Annotated in this window: 18 protein-coding genes and 1 pseudogene; 11 read left to right on the forward strand and 8 right to left on the reverse strand. The window is 65.6% G+C overall.

Translation table 11 applies throughout. From position 1 onward, the window contains the following. Positions 1-111: 111 nt before the first annotated feature. On the forward strand, positions 112-906 hold the full coding sequence (locus tag ACWGQ2_RS02925; RefSeq protein ID WP_452014146.1) for a cyclase family protein: 795 nt from the start codon (positions 112-114) through the stop codon (positions 904-906). On the opposite strand, the gene ACWGQ2_RS02930 is transcribed toward ACWGQ2_RS02925, so the two are convergent. From ACWGQ2_RS02930 to ACWGQ2_RS02955, 6 genes are all read right to left on the reverse strand, one after another. Then, positions 903-1,826, reverse strand: a complete 924-nt coding sequence (locus ACWGQ2_RS02930) for an NAD(P)-dependent oxidoreductase (RefSeq protein WP_452014148.1) — start codon at positions 1,824-1,826, stop codon at positions 903-905. The two genes, ACWGQ2_RS02925 and ACWGQ2_RS02930, sit on opposite strands and share 4 nt — an antisense overlap. Before the next feature lie 42 nt (positions 1,827-1,868). After that, entirely contained in the window at positions 1,869-4,754 is a 2,886-nt protein-coding gene (locus ACWGQ2_RS02935; RefSeq protein ID WP_452014150.1) for an FAD-binding and (Fe-S)-binding domain-containing protein, read from the reverse strand. A gap of 3 nt (positions 4,755-4,757) precedes the next feature. After that, on the reverse strand, positions 4,758-5,930 hold the full coding sequence (locus tag ACWGQ2_RS02940; RefSeq protein WP_452014152.1) for a Glu/Leu/Phe/Val family dehydrogenase: 1,173 nt from the start codon (positions 5,928-5,930) through the stop codon (positions 4,758-4,760). Between the two features lie 49 nt (positions 5,931-5,979). Then, the gene (gene amaB / locus ACWGQ2_RS02945; protein ID WP_452014154.1) at positions 5,980-7,506 is read right to left on the reverse strand and encodes an L-piperidine-6-carboxylate dehydrogenase; all 1,527 of its coding nucleotides are present in this window, start codon (positions 7,504-7,506) and stop codon (positions 5,980-5,982) included. Between the two features lie 65 nt (positions 7,507-7,571). Continuing rightward, the gene (hglS, locus tag ACWGQ2_RS02950; protein WP_452014156.1) at positions 7,572-9,005 is read right to left on the reverse strand and encodes a 2-oxoadipate dioxygenase/decarboxylase; all 1,434 of its coding nucleotides are present in this window, start codon (positions 9,003-9,005) and stop codon (positions 7,572-7,574) included. 41 nt (positions 9,006-9,046) lie between these two features. Beyond that, on the reverse strand, positions 9,047-10,234 hold the full coding sequence (locus ACWGQ2_RS02955) for an NAD(P)/FAD-dependent oxidoreductase (protein ID WP_452014158.1): 1,188 nt from the start codon (positions 10,232-10,234) through the stop codon (positions 9,047-9,049). A 216-nt stretch (positions 10,235-10,450) separates the two neighbouring features. Between ACWGQ2_RS02955 and ACWGQ2_RS02960 the strand changes: the two genes are divergently transcribed. Continuing rightward, positions 10,451-11,347 (forward strand): LysR family transcriptional regulator, encoded by an 897-nt coding sequence (locus tag ACWGQ2_RS02960; RefSeq protein WP_452014160.1) that lies wholly within the window; start codon positions 10,451-10,453, stop codon positions 11,345-11,347. On the opposite strand, the gene ACWGQ2_RS02965 is transcribed toward ACWGQ2_RS02960, so the two are convergent. Next, entirely contained in the window at positions 11,344-12,012 is a 669-nt protein-coding gene (locus ACWGQ2_RS02965; RefSeq protein WP_452014162.1) for a GntR family transcriptional regulator, read from the reverse strand. The genes ACWGQ2_RS02960 and ACWGQ2_RS02965 overlap by 4 nt on opposite strands. A gap of 179 nt (positions 12,013-12,191) precedes the next feature. On the opposite strand from ACWGQ2_RS02965, the gene ACWGQ2_RS02970 reads away from it, so the two are divergent. Genes ACWGQ2_RS02970 through ACWGQ2_RS02995 form a run of 6 tightly spaced genes read left to right on the forward strand, consistent with a single transcriptional unit; the run spans position 12,192 to position 17,344 of the window. Then, positions 12,192-13,034: a substrate-binding periplasmic protein gene (locus tag ACWGQ2_RS02970; protein ID WP_452014164.1), complete on the forward strand. Its 843-nt coding sequence runs from the start codon at positions 12,192-12,194 to the stop codon at positions 13,032-13,034. A gap of 16 nt (positions 13,035-13,050) precedes the next feature. Continuing rightward, positions 13,051-14,010, forward strand: coding sequence for an ornithine cyclodeaminase family protein (locus ACWGQ2_RS02975; RefSeq protein ID WP_452014166.1), 960 nt, complete (start codon positions 13,051-13,053; stop codon positions 14,008-14,010). 15 nt (positions 14,011-14,025) lie between these two features. Beyond that, on the forward strand, positions 14,026-14,799 hold the full coding sequence (locus ACWGQ2_RS02980; RefSeq protein WP_452014168.1) for an amino acid ABC transporter ATP-binding protein: 774 nt from the start codon (positions 14,026-14,028) through the stop codon (positions 14,797-14,799). 4 nt (positions 14,800-14,803) lie between these two features. Next, positions 14,804-15,442 (forward strand): amino acid ABC transporter permease, encoded by a 639-nt coding sequence (locus tag ACWGQ2_RS02985; protein ID WP_452014170.1) that lies wholly within the window; start codon positions 14,804-14,806, stop codon positions 15,440-15,442. Beyond that, positions 15,439-16,095, forward strand: a complete 657-nt coding sequence (locus tag ACWGQ2_RS02990; protein WP_452014172.1) for an amino acid ABC transporter permease — start codon at positions 15,439-15,441, stop codon at positions 16,093-16,095. The genes ACWGQ2_RS02985 and ACWGQ2_RS02990 overlap by 4 nt, the downstream gene beginning before the upstream one ends. Before the next feature lie 7 nt (positions 16,096-16,102). Beyond that, a complete protein-coding gene (locus ACWGQ2_RS02995; protein WP_452014174.1) occupies positions 16,103-17,344 on the forward strand; it encodes an NAD(P)/FAD-dependent oxidoreductase in 1,242 nt (413 codons plus the stop codon). A gap of 114 nt (positions 17,345-17,458) precedes the next feature. On the opposite strand, the pseudogene ACWGQ2_RS03000 reads toward ACWGQ2_RS02995, so the two are convergent. Continuing rightward, positions 17,459-17,563, reverse strand: a pseudogene (locus ACWGQ2_RS03000) (NAD(P)-dependent oxidoreductase); the annotation flags it as partial. A 421-nt stretch (positions 17,564-17,984) separates the two neighbouring features. Between ACWGQ2_RS03000 and ACWGQ2_RS03005 the strand changes: the two are divergent. Genes ACWGQ2_RS03005 through ACWGQ2_RS03015 form a run of 3 tightly spaced genes read left to right on the forward strand, consistent with a single transcriptional unit; the run spans position 17,985 to position 20,315 of the window. Continuing rightward, a complete protein-coding gene (locus ACWGQ2_RS03005; protein WP_452014176.1) occupies positions 17,985-18,806 on the forward strand; it encodes a transporter substrate-binding domain-containing protein in 822 nt (273 codons plus the stop codon). 7 nt (positions 18,807-18,813) lie between these two features. Further along, on the forward strand, positions 18,814-19,533 hold the full coding sequence (locus ACWGQ2_RS03010) for an amino acid ABC transporter permease (RefSeq protein ID WP_452014178.1): 720 nt from the start codon (positions 18,814-18,816) through the stop codon (positions 19,531-19,533). A 2-nt stretch (positions 19,534-19,535) separates the two neighbouring features. After that, the gene (locus tag ACWGQ2_RS03015) at positions 19,536-20,315 is read left to right on the forward strand and encodes an amino acid ABC transporter ATP-binding protein (RefSeq protein ID WP_452014180.1); all 780 of its coding nucleotides are present in this window, start codon (positions 19,536-19,538) and stop codon (positions 20,313-20,315) included. Positions 20,316-20,333 lie beyond the last annotated feature (18 nt).

Below are 20,333 nucleotides of genomic sequence, written 5' to 3' on the forward strand. Positions count from 1 at the left end.
GCTGCCCCGCCCCAAACGGCCCCGCGTCATGTAGCGACCCACGTGAGCCGCGTAATCGGCTTCCCCGGTATTCTCAGGCAAACGTTTTTCAACTGTGGACAGGAAACGAACATGTCTCTTCCCAGCACTGAACCCGGGGTGATCCAGAACCTGATCGGAGCCCTCGACGGCGGCGCCCTGGAGGTCGTGGACCTCACCGCACCGCTCTCCGCCGGCATTCCCACGCTGAAGCTGCCCGACCCGTTCGTGAACCTGATCGACTTCAGCCTGGAGCAGGTCTCGGCCTTCGACGAGCCGGGTCCGTTCTGGAAACACAACAACATCCACACCGGCGAGCACATCGGCACGCACGTGGACGCGCCGTCGCACTGGATCACCGGACGCGACGGCGACGACGTCTCCCAGATCCCGGTCCGCCGGCTGGTGGGTCCTGCCGTCGTGATGGACTTCAGCGCCGAGGCGTCAACGGATCCGGACTTCCTGGTGGAGCCGGAACACATCCGCGCCTGGGAAGCCGAGCACGGTGCCCTGCCCGAGGGCGCGTGGCTGCTGCTGCGCACCGGCTGGGACAAGTTCATTGACGACGCCGATGCCTTCCTGAACTTCGACGACACCGGTTCCCACACTCCCGGCATCTCCGCGGCATGCGCGAAGTGGCTGGCCGAAGAGACGCCGATCGCCGGCCTGGGCGTCGAGACGGTGGGGATCGACGCCGGCAACGCGGGGGCGTTCGATCCGCCCTTCCCCGCGCACTACTACCTGCTGGGCAACAACAAGTACGGCGTGACGCTGCTGCAGAACCTGGCCAAGCTCCCGGCCACCGGTGCCATGGTGGTGGTTTCTCCGCTGAAGATCGTGGGCGGCACCGCCAGCCCGGCCCGGGTCCTGGCGTTCGTGGAGCGCTAGTAGCCCTTAGCCGGGTCCACGAGGCCTTCGGGCGGATCGCCGTTGCGGAAACGGCGGACGTTCTCGCGGACCCGGTTGGCCAGGAGCGGGCGGATCATTGCCTCAGTTTCGGCGGTGTGCGGAGTAATCAGGGCGTGCGGCTCAGACCAGAGCGGGTGTCCGTCCGGCAACGGCTGGGGGTCGGTGACGTCCAGCGCCGCTCCGGCCAGGCGGCCCTCCGCGAGCGCTGCCGTCAGTGCCTCCGTATCTACCAGCGGGCCGCGGGCAATGTTCACCAGCACGGCGTGCGGCGGCAGCTGCGCCAGGCGCCGCGCATCGATCAGGTGCGCGGTGGTGGCGGTCATCGCCGCGGCAAGGATCACGACGTCGGTGCCGCCCAGGGCGTCGTCGAGCCCTTCGTCGGTGACCGTGCGCTCCGCGCCGGGCACCGGCTCGTTCTGGCTGCGCACCACAGTGATGTGCGGGGTGAAGACGCTGACCAGGCGCAGGATCTCCCGGCCGACTCCGCCGGCGCCCACTATGACCACCCGTTTGCCGTGCAGGGACGTGCCCTGCGGCGGGCCCCACGCCTTCGCCCTGGCGAAGGTGGGCACTGCACGGAGCATGGCCAGCGTCAGGGTCAGCCCGTACTCCCCCACCGGCTGGCTGTAGGCCCCCTTGGCGCTGCTCCAGCGGATCTGCGGATACTGGCGCATCAACGGAACCCATTGATCCGCGCCGGCCAGGTAGACCTGGATCCAGCGGATCCCGGGGTGCTTCCTCAGGACCGTCTCCAGGTGCTCCAGCGGCTCCCCCGCCAGGACCACCAGCCCCGAGGTCGCCTCCGACAGCGGCGCGGTGACGCCGCCGCCGTCGCGCACGGCGTCACCCAGGTGGGTGGGCGGTTCGGGAAGGATGGTGATGACCGGTGAAGCGTCCATGGCATCAGCCCCTGCTCGTTGCGGTGTTGGCCTTTCAGCAGTCTAGGTCTGGTCCTTGTGCTGTGTCAGTGCTGCGAAGCCGCTGGGCTCCCGGGAACCGCCTTCTTCCTCCAGCGCGTCGGCGAGCACCTGCACCAGGTGCCGGGCAGGGAGCTGCGCCAGATCGGCAACCTGTGTGCGGCAGCTGAAGCCGTCAGCCAGGACGGCACGCTGCGGACTGGCCGCGGCCTTGCGGAGGATGCCGTCGCGGGCGATCTTCTCGGAAATCTCGTAGTGTCCCTTTTCCATCCCGAAGTTTCCGGCCAGGCCACAGCAGCCGGAGGAGACCTCGACGTCGCACCCGGCCTTTTCCAGCAGGGCGAGGTCAGCTCCGTATCCCATGACGGCATGGTGGTGGCAGTGGGGCTGGACCAGCAGCGGTTCCTGGACCGCCGGCGGCGTCCAGCCGATGGACTCAAGCAGTTCAGCTACGGTTTTGGTGGCCCGTGAGAGAGCCAAAGCGCGCGGGTCCTCAGGCAGCAGCTCAAGGATGTCTGATCGCAGTACGGCGGTGCAGGACGGTTCCAGCCCCACGATTGTCCGTCCGGCCTGAACGTGCGGGTGCAGTACATCCAGGGTTTTGGAAAGCTTCGCCCTGGCCGCCGCAAGCTGCCCCGTAGTGATGAGCGTCAGTCCGCAGCAGGCACCCGGACCGGCAATCCGCACCTCGCATCCGGCTGCGGTGAGGATCTTTACTGCTGCCTGGGCAACCTCCGGACTCAGGGCATCGGAGAATGAATCCACCCAGAGCAGCACCGGGTGCCGGGAGCTCCGGGTGGCTGCAGGCACCGGCCGGCGCGCCTGCGGCAGTGCACGGAACGGACGGTTCGGGAGACTGGGCAGTCCGCGCCGGGGATCAGCACCGGCAAGCTTCATTGCCAGCCTTCCGAGGCCGGGGATTCTTCCGGCCAGGTTCACCAGGGGTGCCACCGGACCTGCCAGCCGCAGCCAGGCAGGAAGCCGGCCAAACGTGTAGTGGGTCCAGGGCCGCAGCCGGCCCTTGTAGGTCTGGTGCAGTGCTTCGGATTTGTACATGGCCATGTCGATGCCGGTGGGACAGTCGTTGGCACAGGCCTTGCAGCTCAGGCAGAGGTCAAGCACCTCGTGGACCTCGGGAGCACCCCACCCGATCTCGACAACCCCGCCGTTGAGCATCTCCTGGAGCACGCGTGCCCTCCCGCGCGTGGACTCGGCCTCGTCCCGGGTCGCCTGGAAGGAAGGGCACATGAATCCTCCCTCGGACCGGAGGTCTGCTCTGCATTTGCCTACTCCCACGCACCGGTGGAGGGCATCGGTGATGCTCCCGCCGTCATGCAGGAACGCAAACCCGTCCCCCGCGCGGAGTTCCACAGCCTGCGGACGCCGCAGCTGCGCATCGAGCGGATCCGGATCCACAACCACACCGGGGTTCAGGATGTTCCCTGGATCGAAGAGTGCCTTGAACGCGGCGAACGCGGCGATGGCCTCCGGCGAGTACATAACGCCCAGCAGCTCGCTGCGCGCCCGGCCGTCTCCGTGTTCGCCGGACAGGGAGCCGCCAAAGGACGCGGCGAGCTCAGCTGCCGCCGTCAAGAAGGCACGCATTGCCTTGCCGTCCGCTTCCAGGGGGAAATCGATGCGCAGGTGGATGCACCCGTCACCGAAGTGACCGTAGGCCAGCCCGGATAACCCGTGTTCGGCCATCAGAGAGGTAAGCGCCCGCAGATAGTCACCCAGGTGTTCCGGGGGGACTGCGGAATCTTCCCAGCCGGGCCAGGCCTGCAGTCCTTCAGCTGTCCGTCCTGCCAGCCCGGCGCCGTCGGCCCGGATCTGCCAGAGCCGCTGTGCCTCGGGGCCGGAGGGGAGAACGACGGCGTCCAGGGCACCGCCGTCGCGGACCATCGCCTGGGCTGCCTCGACGGCTTCGGCGTCGGTGGCGCCGCCAACCTCCACCATCAGCCAGCCGCGGCCTGCTGGAAGGTCGGGCATGTCTTTGCCTGAGCGGCGGACGCTTTCCACCAGTACGCTGTCCAGCCCTTCCAGCGCCAGGGGCCCGTGCGGGAGGAGACCCGGTACTGCGTCTGCGGCTGCCGCCATGTCCGGGTACCCCAGTACTGCCAGGGCCGGCGCGGGTGACCGCGGGACAAGCCGCACCCGTGCCTGGAGGATGACTCCGCAGGTTCCTTCCGTGCCGGTCAGTGCCGCTGCGAGATTCCGGCCGTTCTCCGGGAGGAGGTGTTCCAGGCTGTATCCCGAAATCTGCCGGCTGAACCTGCCGAATTCAGTGCGGATGGTCTCCAGCCTGGCGAGCATGAACTGTTCCAGCCCGGGGACCTGGTCGAAGCTTCCCTTGCCGGAACCAAGTTCAACTACCCGCCCGTCCCCGGTGAGCAGTCGCAGGCCCAGGACGTTGTCCGCCGTCCGGCCGTAGGCCAAACCGTGCGGACCACACGCGTTGTTGCCGATCATCCCGCCGATGGTGCACCGGGTGGCCGTTGACGGGTCCGGTCCAAAGCGCAGGCCGTGTGCAGCCGCCGCGGTCTGGAGATCGCTGAGAACCACACCCGGCTGCACCACTGCGGAGCGGGATTCTGGATCGATGGAGATGATCCTGTTCATGTAACGGCTGAAATCCAGCACAAGACCCGGCCCCACCGCGTTGCCTGCACAGGAGGTTCCGCCGCCCCGGACCGTGACGGGTACGCCGTGGCGCCCAGCGGCATTCACGGCAGCGCGGACGTCGTCTTCGTCCCGGGGCAGGATGACGGCGAGAGGAGCGATCCGGTAGTTGGAGGCATCGGAAGAATACTGGGCGCGGCGGGACGCGCCGTCGTCAACTTCTCCTTTGAGCGCCAGGCGCAGATCGGACAGCAGTGCGGCCACATCCGGTGGGGTTGCCGTGGAAGCCATATCTCAGCGCCCGGTGGAAAGTGCTGCTGGAATTCCGCTGGTGCGCAGCGGCTTACCACGCAGTTCCATGGCCACGCGGACCCGTTCCTGAGCCAGCGCACGTGCTGCCTCGTGGCTGGTTCCGCCGCGGCGGAAGGATTCTTCCAGCACCTGGTTGGTGTTCGCCCGCAGTTTCGCGGAAACAGCCGTGAAGATCTGCTCCGTCTCCGGCCGGAACGCAGAGTATCTGGCGTCCATGGCGAACGCTGCGCTAACCACCCCGCCGGCGTTGGCCACGAAATCCGGAATGACGGTCACTCCGCGTGCATGCAGCAATGCCTGGGCCTCCGGGGAAGTAGGCAGGTTGGCCCCTTCCACCAGCAGGCGCGCCTTGATCCCGTCGGCGTTCCGAGTGGTGATCACGTCCTGCAGCGCCGCCGGTACGGCAATGTCAGCATCCACGAGCAGCTCCGTGCCGGACTGGATTTTCAGGTGCGGCAGGAAATCCACCAGCGCATCGCCCCGGTCCTCGCGCAGCTGCAGCAGCAACGGAACATCAAGCCCCGCCGGATCATGGAGGGCACCGGCGGCGGTAGAGACTGAAACCACCGTGTAGCCCAGCGCGTGCAGGCGTCCGGCTGCGGCGTGGCCCACCGCGCCAAACCCCTGCAACGCTACCCGCCGCCCCTCCAGCCCGATGGCAGCGGCTGCCTGGTCCACTACCTCGGCCACCCCGTATCCAGTGACGCCGAGCTTGTCATACGGGATTCCACCCAGTTCATAAGGAGTTCCCACAGCGGCACCGCGGTCCCCCAGCTCATCATTGATGATGGCTGCGTCGTCCTCGGTGAGTCCCATGTCCAGGCCGAAGACGTATTCTGCGGGCACTTCGTTACTGAGCCTTCGGACGAAGGCCCGCAGGATCTCCTCCTTGTACGGGGACTGCGGATCCGCCTGGATTCCAGCCTTGGCCCCGCCGTAGAACAAGTCCACACCGGCCCATTTCCAGGTCATGACCCGTGCAAGGCGGGCGATTTCCCCCACCGAGACCGTGGGCATCATCCGGGTCCCGCCCTTGCCCATGCCGCGGGCAGTGTTGTCGATGACCAGGACACCTTTCATACCGGTCTTACTGTCGCTGACCGCGACCACCTTTTCCGGTCCCCACTCGTCCATCAACTCGAAAACATCTGCCACTTGAGACCTGCTCCTTCAACGTAACTGGCTGGATGGTCAGAGACCGGGGTTAGAGGAATTCAACGCCCTGGGCCAGCGGAAGCTGACCGGAGTAGTTGACGGTATTGGTGGCCTGGCGCATGTAGGCCTTCCAGGAATCCGAACCGGATTCCCGGCCGCCGCCGGTTTCCTTCTCGCCGCCGAATGCCCCGCCGATCTCGGCGCCCGAAGTGCCGATGTTCACGTTGGCGATTCCGCAGTCCGAGCCGGAGGCAGAGAGGAAGCGTTCGGCTTCCGTCTGGTCCTGGGTGAACACCGCGGAGGACAGACCTTGGGGAACCGCATTGTGCAAGGCGATTGCCTCGTCAAAGTCGGAATAGGTCATGACGTAGAGGATTGGGGCGAACGTTTCATCGTGCACCACGGCGCTCTGCTGAGGCATCCGGACAATCGCGGGCTGCACGTAGTAGGCATCCGGGTAGGTCTCGGCCAGCACCCGCTCTCCTCCGGTAAGGACGGTGCCGCCCTCAGCCCGGGCCTGGCTGAGCGCATCCTGCATGGCCTGGAAGCTGCCTTCGTTGATGAGCGGACCCACGAGGTTCTTTTCATCGAGTGGGATTCCAATGCTCAGGCTGGAATAGGCCGCCACCAGTTTGGCAGTCAGATCCTCGACGATCGATTCGTGCACGATCAGCCGGCGCATGGAAGTGCAGCGCTGACCTGCGGTTCCGACGGCGGCAAACACGATGCCCCGCAGCGCCAGGTCCAGGTCCGCGCTGGGGGTGATAATCGCTCCGTTGTTTCCGCCCAGTTCCAAAATGGTGCGCCCGAAACGCTCGGCTACCTTCGGGGCAATCTCCCGGCCCATACGCACCGAGCCGGTCGCGGAGACCAGGGCAACCCGCTCATCCTCAATGAGGCGCTGCGCGCCGGAGCGGTCCGTAACGATCAACTGGTGGATGCCAGCGGGGGCACCGCTTTCGGCAACTGCGCGGGCAAGCAGCGCATCAGCAGCCAGGGCTGACAGCATGGTTGTACCCGAGGGCTTCCACACCACGGTGTCACCGGCGATCAGTGCCAGCGCGGTGTTCCATGAGTACACGGCCACCGGGAAGTTGAAGGCGGAAATCACGCCGACGACGCCCAGCGGATGCCAGGTCTCCATGAGTCGGTGGCCCGGCCGCTCGGAAGGCATCGTCTTGCCGTAGAGCATGCGGGACTGGCCCACGGCAAAGTCGCAAATGTCGATCATCTCCTGGACTTCGCCAAGCGCTTCCGAGGTGATCTTCCCCGCTTCAGCCTGGACGATTGCCGCCAGGTCATCCTTGTGAAGGGTCAGCAGTTCCCCCCACCGCTTGACCACATTGCCGCGAACCGGTGCGGGTACCTGGCGCCAGGACAGGAACGCCTCGTGGGCTGCCGCAATTGCCGCATCCACCTCCTCGTCAGTGGTGTTCCGCAGCCCAGCCAGGGCCTCGCCCGTCAGCGGTGAGCGGGTTCCCCGGTCTTCCCCGAAGGCGTCGTCGGCAACACCGCAGGCGGCGAGGGCATCCTGGACCCGGCGGGCCAGTTCTGTGGTCTGGGTGGTAGAAGTCATGCGTGTTCCTGTTCTGTGCGGCTGGCGCCTGGCGCCAAACGGGTGTGTGGAATCGTTTTGGTCTTTCAGCTGCCGGCGGCGGCCGTGGCGGTGGTGGCGGACGGAACGATGTCGACGCCGAGCGCCTCGGCGAGCGCCCTGACGGAGTCATCCTGCTGCTGCTGGTACAACTCGTAGGGATCATGCACGGGACGTCCGATAATCTCCGACATCCGGCCCATGTCGTAGTCCGCCGCCTGCTCGGCCTCGTTCTTCGACCCCTCATCCGTGAGGTTGGACTGGAAAATCCCGGCCGCTGAGCGCGGCAGGAAATCCTCGTAGACGATCGGTTCCGGAACGGCAGCACCGGCACGGATCAGTTCGGGAAGGGTCAGGGGTTCGTGGGGAAGTCCGGCGGCTGCCTCCTGGTTGGCCGTAAACGTGAAGAACGCCAGGCCCCGGGCGGCCAGTTCCGCTTCCGAACGGGGCAGGTTTTCTTCCCAGACGGCCCGGGCCGCACTTTGGCGGTCCAAGGCCGGGTCCTCCTGGAGCCGGGCATCCACGGCAAGGACCATCCGGTCGTACAGGTCGCGGCCGGCAGGAGTCAGGGCAATGCCGCGGGCTTCCACCTCGCCGAAGCGGACACGCAGTTCCCCCTGGCGGACCGAGCCGTCGGGGTAACGGAAGAGCCGCTCCTCGCCCAGCGCCCGGAAGGACGTCTGGCGGAGCAGCACATCCGGGCCGTCCCAGCGCGGCGGGCCCTGGATCTCATCGATCATGGTGATGCCCAGGGCTTCCATACCGGCGTAGAGGGCGTCGATGTCCAGCACCCGGGGGGTGAGGTGGTTGATGTGGGTACTCGCCACACCGCCAATGTCCGAGGCAACGGCAGAGATGGCCTCCAGGCGCCGGTACCAGTCGTGGTCCACCGGATCCGCGGACAGCTCGAATGCCGCCGTCGCCAGCTCCAGGAGCCGCTGGGCCTGGGGTTCCCCGAGTCCTCCGTCCGCTGCCGCCTGGTCAGCCAGATCGAGCAGTTCGCTGCCAAACAGTTCCCGGCGGGCGAAGAAATCAGCGAGTTCCGCCTGCAGCCGGTCATCGAAGAACCGTGAGTCTTCAACTGCGAGCATGGACGTGAAGACGCGGAAGGGATTGCGGGCCAGCTCATCAGGGGTGATGGGCCGGAAGGCTGTTGAGACCACGGGAACCGCTGATGTGGAGGCATCGCGCAGATCGTAGAATCCCACGGGGTACATGCCAAACGCAGCAAAGATGCGTGCCACCTGTGCCATCTCACGTTCGGAGCCCACCCGGATGGCGCCGTGCCTTTCCGCCGTGACCCGGTCAATGCTGCCCAGGCGCTCTGCGTCCGTCCCGTGCTCCAGCAGGTAGGCCTGGTTCACCTCGGTGGAGACGTCCACCAGTGTGTTGTAGGCCGGGACCTCGGTTCCGTACATGGTTGATAGCCTGCGGGCGAACTCTGCCCTGAGCTGCCAAGGCTGTTGAAAACCCATCTTCATCCTTTCTGGGATTTGCCGATCCGGGCCGCCGTGGTCCGGAATCAAATGATGTGGACCTCGCGCACCAGCGCTTCGTTCTCGTTGTGGAACCTCGTAACCGAGAACGTTGAAACATCCATAAAGCCCGGCCGGCCCAGGTAAAGGTCCCGGACGAGTTCCCCGACAGCGGGACCCTGCAGGAACCCGTGGCCGGAAAAACCCGTCGCGTAGAAGAATCCGGAGACCTCGTCTGAGGCCCCGATGAGCGCGTTGTGGTCGGGAGTGTTCTCGTACAGTCCTGCCCAGCCGAACTCCAGGTCGGGCTCGGCCAGCGACGGAGCGCAGATGCGGGCTGCCGCGTTGAATTCACCCAGCCACTCAAAGCTGAAGTCCCGGCCGAATCCCGGCGCCTGCTGGTTTGAAATGCCCAGGAGCATGCCGTTGCGGTAGTTGTGGAAGTACATGGTGGTGGACAGGTCCAGGGTGAACGGCACCTCAGGATGCGGCTGCCGCTTCTGCCGGGTCATGCCGATCTGCCGGCGGACGGGGGTAACGGGCAGCTCCACTCCCACCATTTGACCCACGTGGCGTGACCAGGCGCCGGCAGCGCAGATCACAGCTTCAGTGCGGATCTTCCCGCGGTTTGTGGTGACGGAACGGATCGACCCGCCTGCTGTTTCCACGGCCAGGACCTCGGTGCCGGTATGGAAGGACACCCCGGCGGCCTTGGCTGCGGCCGTGTAGGCGGCTACTGCCCGCGCTGGCTCGGCATAGCCGTCCTGCGGAGAGTACGACGCCGCGACCAGCGCTTCGGGGTTCAGGAACGGGTTGATCTGCGCGGCCTCGGCAGGGGAGATCATCCGGCTGTTGGTGCCGAAGGAGTTCTGGACCGCAACGCTGGCCTCACAGTCCAGAACCTCGGCCTGGCTGCGGCACAGGAACAGGTAGCCGACCTCGCGCAGTCCAATGTCCGCACCAAACCGCTCTCCGAACCTCTTGTAGGCATCCAGGCTGCGTTTGCCCAGTGCGACGTTCGCTGGATCGGAGAAGGTCGCCCTCACACCGCCCAGCGGTTTGGCCGAGGAACCGGAGCCGAGTTCTGCCCGCTCGATAACCGCTACGCCGCGCACGCCGGCGGCCGCCAAATGATAGGCGATGCTGACTCCCATGATGCCGCCGCCGATAATCACCACGCTGGCGTGGTCCGGCTGCGCTGGTTCGTGGGAGAGGGATACCACCTGGTTCGCCAAGGCGTACCTCCTTGAGGGAAAGGAAATGCCGTTGCAGCGATCCAACAGCACTGGAAGATGAGAGAGAACCGTAAACCGCAAAGTTGAGCCGGTGAGAGGATTGAAGCTCGCCCTATTGGTTACGGGTTATATATAACACTTTAGAGGCAGGGCGAAGAAGATCAAGCTAAAGTTTCTGTTCAATAGTCTTTAGGAAAGCTAAACCTTGGAGCCTGAATGCGTAATTGGACGCTCGGCCAGCTCAGGATGCTCGCGGCCGTTGCCGAGAACGGCTCCATGCGCGGCGCTGCTGAACAGCTCGGCTATACGGTGGGTGCCATTTCACAGCAGATGTCAGCCCTCCAAAAAGAAGCCGGGCAGGCACTTTTTATCCGCGATGGCCGGCGGCTGGTCCTCTCAGATGCCGGGCGAATCCTGCACCGCCATGTGCTGGGAATGCTGGCGGCGGAACTTGAGGCTTCAGCGGCCCTGGACGGCCTCGGTTCAGGAATCGACTCCGTGGTCCGGCTCGGAGTATTCGGTTCTGCAGCCATCGCCTGCGCTGTCCCTGCACTGCAGCAGCTCACCCGCACCGATCCCCAGCTGCGGGTCGAACTCCTGGAGGTGGCTCCGGACCAGGCCCTCCCCGCAGTCCTGTCCGGGAGTGTGGATGCAGCCCTTGCTCTTGGCTACAGCAACCTGCCGGGCGAGGATCCGGCAAAGGTTATTTCCCGCCCGCTTATCCGGGAGGAACTGGCAGTAGTATCGGCGCCCGGATACAACGGGACGGGCAGCCTCCGGTATGACGAGGCCACCGAATGGATTCTTCCCGCGGCAGATTCCCTGTTTGGGCGTGCAGCGAGGCTGGCACTGGCCGCTGACGGAATCACCCCGGCAGCGGTGCATACCGTCACTGATACAGCGCTGGCCCTTGCGCTGGCCGCAGCAGGCATGGGAACAACAGTGGCCACGGCTTCGATGCTGGCCCTGCATCCCGGCACCACCGCAGTCTCTCCCCTGGCGTCCGGCGCCAGCAGGTCCATCAACGCCCTCGTCCGCCCGGCGATGCTTCAGCGCACCAGTGTCGAGCGCCTGCTGGGCGCCATGAGTGAGGCCGCGGCCCTCGCCGGCTAGGGGCGGGCGTAGGAGAGGTGTTCCACCATCAGGGTCTGAAGCACGTCTGCGTTGCCGGAGATCAGCGCATCGACGATGGGCAGGTGCTCCTCCGCGCTCTGGGCAAGGACACCGCGCTCAGAGAGGTGGTAGGAACCACGCACCCGGCTTTGATCCCGCAGGTTCTCCACGATGCCGTACAGCCGCCGGTTCCCCAGCAGACCAACGATGCCCATATGCAGCGCCTGGTCGGCATCAAGGTATTCGCGGATGTTTCCGGTCTTCGCGGTATCCAGGACCTCCTGCAGCAGGGCGCGGATCTGGACCTGTTCCTGATTGGAGAGCCCGCGCTGCGCTGCCTGGACTACTGCCGGAACCTCTACCAGCATGCGCAGGTCATAAACTTCCTGCCGATCCTCGTCCGTCATTTCGACGACCCGGAATCCCCTGTTGCGCACCACTTCGAGCAGGCCTTTCCCCGCCAAATCCATCATGGCTTCGCGGACCGGACTGTTGGAAACACCCAATTGCGCAGCGAGTGAGTTCGCCGAATAAATCCGCCCGGGTTTCATCTCCCCGGACAGCAGGGCCGACCGCACGACCCCCAGCGCCTCGTCCTTGAGGGTGCCCCGGTGGAGGGTGCGCCCGTGAAGTCCAATCACGGGGGCCGTGTCACTTTCGAGCATGATGATTTGCTCCTTATCTACTCGCACTCAGGATAAGCACATTCGGCGTTCACAAACCGGAACCGCCTGCGCCATAAACCAAAAAACCTTGACATATGTCGCACCCTGCCCTGAGAGTTATCGACAACCGGTTGTGTATTACAGGTCATATCTCACTCTACTCCCCTAAGGACAGAATCATGGCTAAACGCACTCTCGCCCTTGCCGTCACCGGCTTTGCAGTTCTTGCGCTTACCGCCTGCGGCAGTACCTCCACCGCTTCCTCGGTAGCAAACGACTGCGTGCCGCAGCACGACGTCGAAACCCTCCAGGAGGGCGTGCTCACGGTCGCCGCCCCTGAATTCCCGCCCTTTTCCTCTGTTTCCAATGGCAAGGCCACCGGAGCGGACGCCGATCTGATCGCGCAGTTCGCCGAAGACAACTGCCTGGAAATCAAACTCGAACAAACCTCCTACGCGGGAACAATTCCCGCGGTGCAGAGCAACCGCGCCGACGTCGCAATCGGGTGCTACTACCGCACTGCCCAGCGCGCCGAGATCGTGGACCTTTCCGCCCCCGTCTACACCGATGACATGGCATCCATCTCCGCGGACGGCGTTACCTCCATTCCGGAAATGGAAACCCTCAAAGTAGGCACCGTGGACGGCTACCTCTGGGTTACCGACATGAAGGCAGTACTTGGCGACGCACTGACCATCTATCCCAGCGCTGTGGAAATGCAGGCAGACCTGAAGTCCGGACGCATCCAGGTTGGCCTCGACGGATTCGGTTCCGCAGCCCTGATGTACGCGGACTCAAAGGACTTCTCGGTTGAAGTAGTTGATCCCGATGACCGGGTCATCGCCTCCAAGGAAGCGGCACAGATCGGCTTCCCGCATACAAAGGGAAACTCAAGCCTCACCGAGGCACTCGACGCCAGCATCGAAAAAATGAGGGAAGACGGCACAGTTGCAGAAATACTGACCGCCAACGGCCTTCCGGAAACCGCCGCCGAAACCGGCGAACCCCGGCTGATCCAGTAACGCGCCGGAGTACTCCATGAACACCGCATCTCCCAGGTTCATCGACGGCCCCCGGCTGCGCATGACCCTCAGCCCATCAGGGGCAGTCGACGCACTGCACGCCGCGCTGGCTGCCGGCCTCAATCCGGAACAGGACTCACCGCGGACACGGGTAGACCTCCCGGCGGGGCAGTTCCTGCAGATGCCCTCCGCCTGGGACGGTGCGGCAGGCACCAAGCTGCTAACCATCAGCCCGGATAATCCGTCCCGGAATGCCCCAGTGATCCAAGGCCTCTATGTCCTTTTCGGAGGCCCGGACAACGCACCCCAGGCGGTGCTGGACGGAATCGAGCTGACAAATCTCAGGACATCTGCGGTTTCTGCGCTCGGTGCGCGGCTGCTTCTGGGAACCGGACCGCTGAGACTGACGGTCTTTGGTACCGGGGTGCAGGCCTGGGAGCATATCCGGACGTTCCACGACGTCTTTGGCATCCGGGAAGCGGCCGTCGTTGGACGGAATCCTGCGGCGGCCGCCTCGCTCGCAGCCCGGGCGCAGAAGGAGCTGGGAATCACCGCCCTGGCGGCAGAGGCCGGCAGCGTCAAAAAGGCAGACGTAGTGATCTGCTGCACGGCATCCCGTGATCCGCTCTTCGAGTCGGACCTCATCGGCCAGGACACGGTTGTCATAGCAGTGGGATCCCACGAACCCGATGCCCGCGAACTGGATGAGGCGCTGATGGGGCGCAGCGCCGTCGTTGTCGAATCCCGGGACTCGGCACTCCGCGAGGCCGGAGACGTCATCCAGGCAATCCGCCTGGGAACACTGGCAGACCCGCCTGACTTGATCACCCTCGCCGATCTGGTGACCGGCCAAAGAACCCGTCCGAAGGGCATGCCGGTGGTGTTCAAAAGCACCGGCATGCCCTGGGAAGACCTTGCCGTGGCCCGCGCAGTGGCCGCTGCGGACCTGGACCAACCGGTCCGCACCACGAAGTAAAAGGATGGATACCCCATGTCCCGTATCGCTCCCGTCTCGACCAACCTGGTAGTACAGGTCCGGAACCTCGCCAAGGCCTACGGGGACCACGTAGTCCTGCGCGATGTCTCGCTGAAGGTGCCCGAAGGTTCCGTTACAGCCATGATCGGTCCCAGCGGTGCGGGCAAGAGCACCGTGCTGCGCTGCATGAACCTGCTGGAGAAACCGGACAGCGGCGAAATCGAAATCGACGGCCACCTCATAAATGCCGGCGCCAAGGTCTCAGCCAGGAACCTGGCAGCACTCCGGCGCAGCGCCGGCATGGTCTTCCAGCACTTCAACCTGTTCCCCCACATGTCCGTACTGCGCAATATCAGCCTGCCGCAGGAACGCGTGCTGGGCCGGAGCCGGGACGAAGCCAATACCAAGTCCATGGAACTGCTGACCCGGATGGGCCTGGCAGACAAGGCCGACCAGTACCCGGCCAGGTGCTCCGGCGGACAGCAGCAGCGCATCGCGATCGCCCGGGCGCTGGCACTCGGCCCCAGGGTGATGCTTTTCGACGAGCCGACGTCCGCGCTGGATCCGGAAGTCGGCGTCGAGGTCCTTGAGGTGATGAAGGAACTGGCGTCCGAGGGCATGACCATGATCGTGGTGACCCACGAAATGGGATTCGCTGCGAACGTGGCCGATGAGCTGGTGGTCATGGCCGACGGCGGCATCATCGAATCCGGTGAGCCTCACCAGGTCATGAGCGATCCGCAGCACGAACGGACACGCCGTTTCCTGCGTGCCGTCCTGGAGCGCTGATCGTATGCAGATGCTTCAAGCCATCCTCATTGGCCTGCCAATGACCATCCTCGTGACAGTGCTTGCGCTGGCGCTGGGTACGGTTGCGGCCTTGCCGCTGCTGGCGGGACTGCGCAGCGGCAACCGCCTGCTGTGGCTCGTGTGCCGCGGAATCATCGACCTGCTGCGCGGCATCCCGCCGGTCGTCTGGCTCTTCATCCTGTACTACGGCGTCTCAATTGGCGCGGTGCGGCTTTCAGCCCTCCAAGCGGGAGTCATCGGCCTGGGACTCGTCTCGGCTGCGTACCTTGCGGAGATTTTCCGCGGCGCGATCACGTCAGTGCACAGCGGGCAGTGGGAGGCATCCAGCGCGCTTGGCTTCACCCGCGTCACCCTCTGGCGCCGGGTAGTTGGCCCCCAGGCCTGGCGGACAGCCATCCCGTCCTACACCACCTACGGAATCGGCCTGCTCAAGGACTCATCCATCGCGTCCACCATCGGAGTGGCGGAAATCGTGTACATGTCCAACCAGTACGCGCGCCAATCAGGGGAAGGCATCCTCATTTTCTTCATTGCTGCCGGCGTCTACATCGCCCTGAGCCTGCCGCTGGGTGTGCTGTCCCGGCACCTGGACACCAAGATGCGGAAGGTGGTGGCCCGGTGAACGGACTCTTCCCTGATGTGACGGCTCTTCTGCCCACCATGCTCGGCGGTCTCCAGACCAGCCTGGTGCTGACAGTGTCCAGCCTGCTCCTTGGCCTGCCGCTGGGGCTGCTGCTGTCTTTCGGCGTGACCGCGCCCAACCGGGCCTTCCGGCTGATCTCCGTGTTCTTCGTCGAAGTGGGACGCGGCGCTCCGGCGCTGGTCCTGCTCCAGCTGATGTATTACGGGCTGCCCAACGTGCAGATCACCCTGTCTTCGCTGGTCTCTGCCTGCCTGGCCCTGACCTGGACCACGGCCGCCTACACGGCAGAACTGATTCGCGGGGGAATCCAGGCTGTGCCCGCCGGAGAGGTGGAAGGGGCCGATGCCCTGGGCCTGAGCACACGGGACCGGCTGCGCTTCATCGTCGTTCCACAGGGACTGCGGATCGCACTGCCCTCGCTCATGGGATTCGCCGTCCTGCTCTTCCAGGCAACGTCTCTTGCCTACACGGTTGCGGTCCCCGAACTCATGAGCCAGGCCTATTCAACGGGTTCGTCCACCTTCAAGTACCTCCCGGCCTTCATCGCCGCGGGACTGCTGTACGCGGCGATCTCCATCCCCGCCACCTGGCTTTCGGTACTGGCCGAAAAGCGCATGAGCCGACACCTCTAGGAGCACAGTGACACCCGTTTCCCGCACCGCACCCGCCAGCGCCGTGATTGTCGGCGCCGGAATCGTGGGCTTGTCCACCGCCTGGTACCTGCAGGAGCGCGGCGTCGCCGTCACGGTCGTTGACGCCGGGAGGGCGGGTTCCGGCGCAAGCTGGGGCAACGCCGGCTGGGTAGTGCCGGGCATGGTGACACCCCTCGCGGAACCCGGGGCTTGGAAACACGCGGTCGAGTCCATCCTCCGCGCCGATGCTCCGCTGCATATACCCCTGCAGGCGGATCCCGGCCTGCTGCGTTTCCTGGCCAGGTTCAGCCGCAATATGACAGCTGCCCGCTGGCAACGCACGGCGCAGGCCCTGGCCAGGCTCTGCACCCAGGCAGACCAGGCTTTCAAGGAATTAGGGCACGACGGCGCTGTTCCGGCGGTCACCGAAGCCCCCTACGCCGTCGGGTTCCGCCGTGAACGCGACGCGGAGCATTTCCGCGCACACCTTGCCGATCTGGCAGGCCTCGGCCAGCCCCTGAGCGTCGGGCCGGCTGCCGAAGTGCCGCAGTTCTCGCCGGAGGTCACTGCTTCCCTGACCGTCCTGGGGCAGGGTTACGTGGATCCGGGCGCCTTCGTCCAGTCCCTTGCCGCGGCGGTCCGCAGCAGGGGCGCCGTCATCTCAGAAGGCTGGCGGGCAGTAACCACTGCTGAAAGCCCGGACGGCGTCCAGGTGGTTTCCGCCCACGGAGCGGCCCTGCAGGCCGATGTGCTGATACTTGCATCCGGCGCCTCGCTGCCAAAACTGGGCCGCCAGTGGGGACTGAGGGTTCCGCTGCAGGCGGGGCGAGGTTACTCCTTCACCGTGGACGCCGATGCACCGCTCACCGGCCCGCTGTACCTGCCGCAGGAGCGAGTGGTCGCCACCCCTTACCAGGGCGGAATCCGAATCGCAGGCACCATGGAGTTCAGGAACGCCGACCACCCCGTGGAGAACGCCCGCGTGGAATCCATCATTGCCGCTGCCTCGCCCATGCTGAGAGGCATCGATTGGGGTTCTGTCCGCGACATCTGGGTTGGCTCCCGTCCAGTGACCTCGGACGGACTGCCCGTGCTGGGCCGTCTTCGTTCGCCCAGGGTGTTCGCTGCTGGCGGGCACGGAATGTGGGGCGTGGCCCTTGGCCCGGTCAGCGGCAGGCTGCTGGCGGAGTACATCGTTGAGGGCACCGGAGCAGACGAACTCTCTCCGTATGCTCCCCTGCGCCGGTAGGCCGGTAGGCCTAACCCTGGGGCTGGATCCGGGCCAGCAGCTGCTCGAACGGCAGCGATTCGCCCGGATCCCGGCGCGGCCGGGAGGCCGGCGCGTCACCGAGCAGGGCCACCAGCTCAGCAGGGCGTGCGGCTCACTCCACAGCGGGTGCCCGTCCGGCAGCGGCTGCGGGTCGGTGACGTCCAGCGCTGCTCCGGCGATGCGGCCCTCGGCGAGCGCCGCCGTTCTCCAAGTGCTCCAGCGGCTCCCCCGCCAGGACCCACCAGCCCCGAGGTCGCCTCCGACAGCGGCGCGGTGACGCCGCCGCCATCGCGCACGGCGTCAGCCAGGTGGGTGGGCGGTTCGGGAAGGATGGTGATGACCGGTGAAGCGTTCATGGCATCAGCCCCTGCTCGTTGAGTGCGCCGTAACAGGCCGCGGACCCATCATGTTAACTCTGCGTTACAGGATTGAGGCGCACAGTTTTCGTGATCCCGGTAACGCCGCGCCAATCCGGCAGACATGCAGCATGCATCAGAAAAATCGATGACTGGTATGCGTAGGGAGCGGTTGTGCTTATTTTCGTCCCCCGAAGATACTTGAATTCCCCACAGAATCGGCTGCCCGCCTCCATGGCAGCCGCGTGCCCCAAGGAGATGCAATGAACAGACGCCGCCTACCGGCACTGCTAGGCACTGCAGCACTGGCCCTCGTCCTGACGTCCTGCGGCAGCGCCGAAGCAGCCGATGAAACCGGCCTGCCCGGGCTCATCGAGAACGGGAAACTCACCGTCTGCAACTCGGATTCGAACTACGCACCCATGTACTCAATGGAGAACGGCGAATTCGTCGGCGTGGAGCCTTCCCTCGCCGAGGCAGTGGCCGGGGAACTCGGCCTCGAGGTGAGCTTCACCCGGATGGCTTTTGCCGGCGTCATCCCGGCCATCCAGTCCGACCGTTGCGACATGGCGATGGGCGCATTCTTCCTGACCCCTGAACGGCTGGAGGCCATGAAGGGCCTGCCCTACCTGGCCGCCAACGTCGCACTGATCTTCCCCGAGGGAGAGAGCTTCGCCGGGCCGCAGGACCTGGCCGGCAAGACCGTCGCCGTGCAGCGCGGTTCCGTCCAGGCCAGCACGATCGAAGCGGTCAGCGCCGACCTCGAGGCAAACGGCAGCGAGCCGATCACGGTCCAGAACTACGACGACCCCGTCACGGCGGTCAACGCGGTCATGAACGGCAAAGCCGACGCCGCCGGCGAGACCGAGGTCTTCGCTTCCTCCTTCTTCTCAGAGGAACGCACGGGCCTGGATTACGAACCCACCTTCTTCCCGACCGGATCCGTCACCGGCTTCCTTTATAAGAACGCGGACCTGGAACCGGCCCTAACCTCCGCCATGGACAAGCTGCGGACCGACGGGACGCTCGCGGGCATCCTCGAAGAGTTCAATTTGAGCCCCGAGTCCATCTCCGACGGCGCGTAGGTCCGGCATGGAATTCGATGTCACCCTGTTTCTGGAGGCGCTGACCTCGCAGGCCTTCCTCAAAGGCGCGGCACTGGCCCTGGGACTGGCCTTCCTGGCGCAGTTCCTGGGTTCCGTCCTGGGACTGGGAGTCGCGCTGCTGCGGCGCAGCACCTTCCGTCCGCTGGCGCTCTTCGCCCTCGGCTATGCCTGGGTCTTCCGCGCCTTGCCGGTGCTGCTCCTGCTGATCCTGGCCTGGAACGCCCTGCCCCAGATGATCCCGGCCCTGCGCGGATCCTGGTACACCCCGTTCCTGGCGGCCCTGCTGGCGCTGACGGCGCATGAGACGGCCCTGATGTCCGAGGTCTTCCGCTCCGGGCTGGGTTCGGTGAACGAGGGCCAGCGCCTGGCCGGCCGTGCCCTGGGGTTCGCACCGGCAGGCACCTACCGTTGGATCATCATGCCGCAGGTCATCCGCACGATCCTGCCCCCGCTGGGCAACCGGATCATCCTGCAGGTGCAGATCACCAGCCTGACAAGCGTCATCGCCATGGAAGAGCTCATGACCGCAGCCCAGAACGAGGTCACCCGGACCTTCCGGTACGCGGAGTTCTACAGTGCGGCCGCTGTCTACTATCTGGCGATCGTCAGCGCGCTCATGCTGGTCCAGCACTACATCGAACGCCGTTACCGGTGGACCTCCGCTAAAGCTGCAGCGCAGCCAAAGAAGACCGAAGTGAGTGTGTGAACATGAGCCAGACAACCCTGCCCCGCACCACTACGGCGGTCTGCGAAGTACGCAACCTGCGCAAGAGCTACGGCGCAACCGAGGTCCTGAAGGGCGTGGATCTGTCCCTGCAGCACGGCGAGGTCAAAGCCGTACTCGGGCCCTCCGGCTCCGGCAAGTCCACCATGCTGCGCCTGGCCGCTCTCCTGGAGCACGCGGACGGAGGCGACGTCCTGCTGAACGGCGAGCGTGTCGGCGTGGACGGCCGCGGCCGGCCGCTGCCCGAGGGCAAGCTGGCCCTGCAGCGCCGCCCGCTGGGCATGGTCTTCCAGTCCTTCAACCTCTTCCCGCACCTGAGCGCCCGGGAGAACGTCATGCTGGCGCTGCGCCGGGTCAAAGGCATCCCGGCCTCGGAGGCCGGGGACATTGCCGACGGGATGCTCGAGCGCGTGGGCCTGACGGACCGCCGATCCGCCTACCCCTCGGAGCTCTCCGGCGGCCAGCAGCAGCGGGTAGCCATAGCCCGGGCCCTGGTGATGGCTCCGCAGGTTCTGCTCTTCGACGAGCCGACGTCGGCACTGGATCCCGAACTGGTCCGCGAAGTGCTGACGGTGATGGAATCCCTGGCTGCCGACGGCATGACCATGATGGTCGTGACACATGAGCTCGGCTTCGCCCGGCACGTCGCCAACAGCGTGGCCGTGTTCCACCAGGGCCGCATCCTGGAGGAGGGACCGCCAGAGCAGGTCTTCACCGACCCGGCCGAGGAGATCACCCGCCGCTTCCTCCTGCAGGCCCTCTAGCCGCCCGTGGCCGGCCTC

It is taken from the genome of Arthrobacter sp. NPDC055585, from assembly GCF_053619115.1.

Bases quoted from the DNA above. Each gene is read 5' to 3' on its own strand.
- ACWGQ2_RS02925 (WP_452014146.1), top strand. From the start codon at position 112: ATGTCTCTTCCCAGCACTGAACCCGGGGTGATCCAGAACCTGATCGGA.
- ACWGQ2_RS02930 (WP_452014148.1), bottom strand. From the start codon at position 1,826: ATGGACGCTTCACCGGTCATCACCATCCTTCCCGAACCGCCCACCCAC.
- ACWGQ2_RS02935 (WP_452014150.1), bottom strand. From the start codon at position 4,754: ATGGCTTCCACGGCAACCCCACCGGATGTGGCCGCACTGCTGTCCGAT.
- amaB (WP_452014154.1), bottom strand. From the start codon at position 7,506: ATGACTTCTACCACCCAGACCACAGAACTGGCCCGCCGGGTCCAGGAT.
- hglS (WP_452014156.1), bottom strand. From the start codon at position 9,005: ATGAAGATGGGTTTTCAACAGCCTTGGCAGCTCAGGGCAGAGTTCGCC.
- ACWGQ2_RS02960 (WP_452014160.1), top strand. From the start codon at position 10,451: ATGCGTAATTGGACGCTCGGCCAGCTCAGGATGCTCGCGGCCGTTGCC.
- ACWGQ2_RS02965 (WP_452014162.1), bottom strand. From the start codon at position 12,012: ATGCTCGAAAGTGACACGGCCCCCGTGATTGGACTTCACGGGCGCACC.
- ACWGQ2_RS02970 (WP_452014164.1), top strand. From the start codon at position 12,192: ATGGCTAAACGCACTCTCGCCCTTGCCGTCACCGGCTTTGCAGTTCTT.
- ACWGQ2_RS02975 (WP_452014166.1), top strand. From the start codon at position 13,051: ATGAACACCGCATCTCCCAGGTTCATCGACGGCCCCCGGCTGCGCATG.
- ACWGQ2_RS02980 (WP_452014168.1), top strand. From the start codon at position 14,026: ATGTCCCGTATCGCTCCCGTCTCGACCAACCTGGTAGTACAGGTCCGG.
- ACWGQ2_RS02985 (WP_452014170.1), top strand. From the start codon at position 14,804: ATGCAGATGCTTCAAGCCATCCTCATTGGCCTGCCAATGACCATCCTC.
- ACWGQ2_RS03005 (WP_452014176.1), top strand. From the start codon at position 17,985: ATGAACAGACGCCGCCTACCGGCACTGCTAGGCACTGCAGCACTGGCC.
- ACWGQ2_RS03010 (WP_452014178.1), top strand. From the start codon at position 18,814: ATGGAATTCGATGTCACCCTGTTTCTGGAGGCGCTGACCTCGCAGGCC.
- ACWGQ2_RS03015 (WP_452014180.1), top strand. From the start codon at position 19,536: ATGAGCCAGACAACCCTGCCCCGCACCACTACGGCGGTCTGCGAAGTA.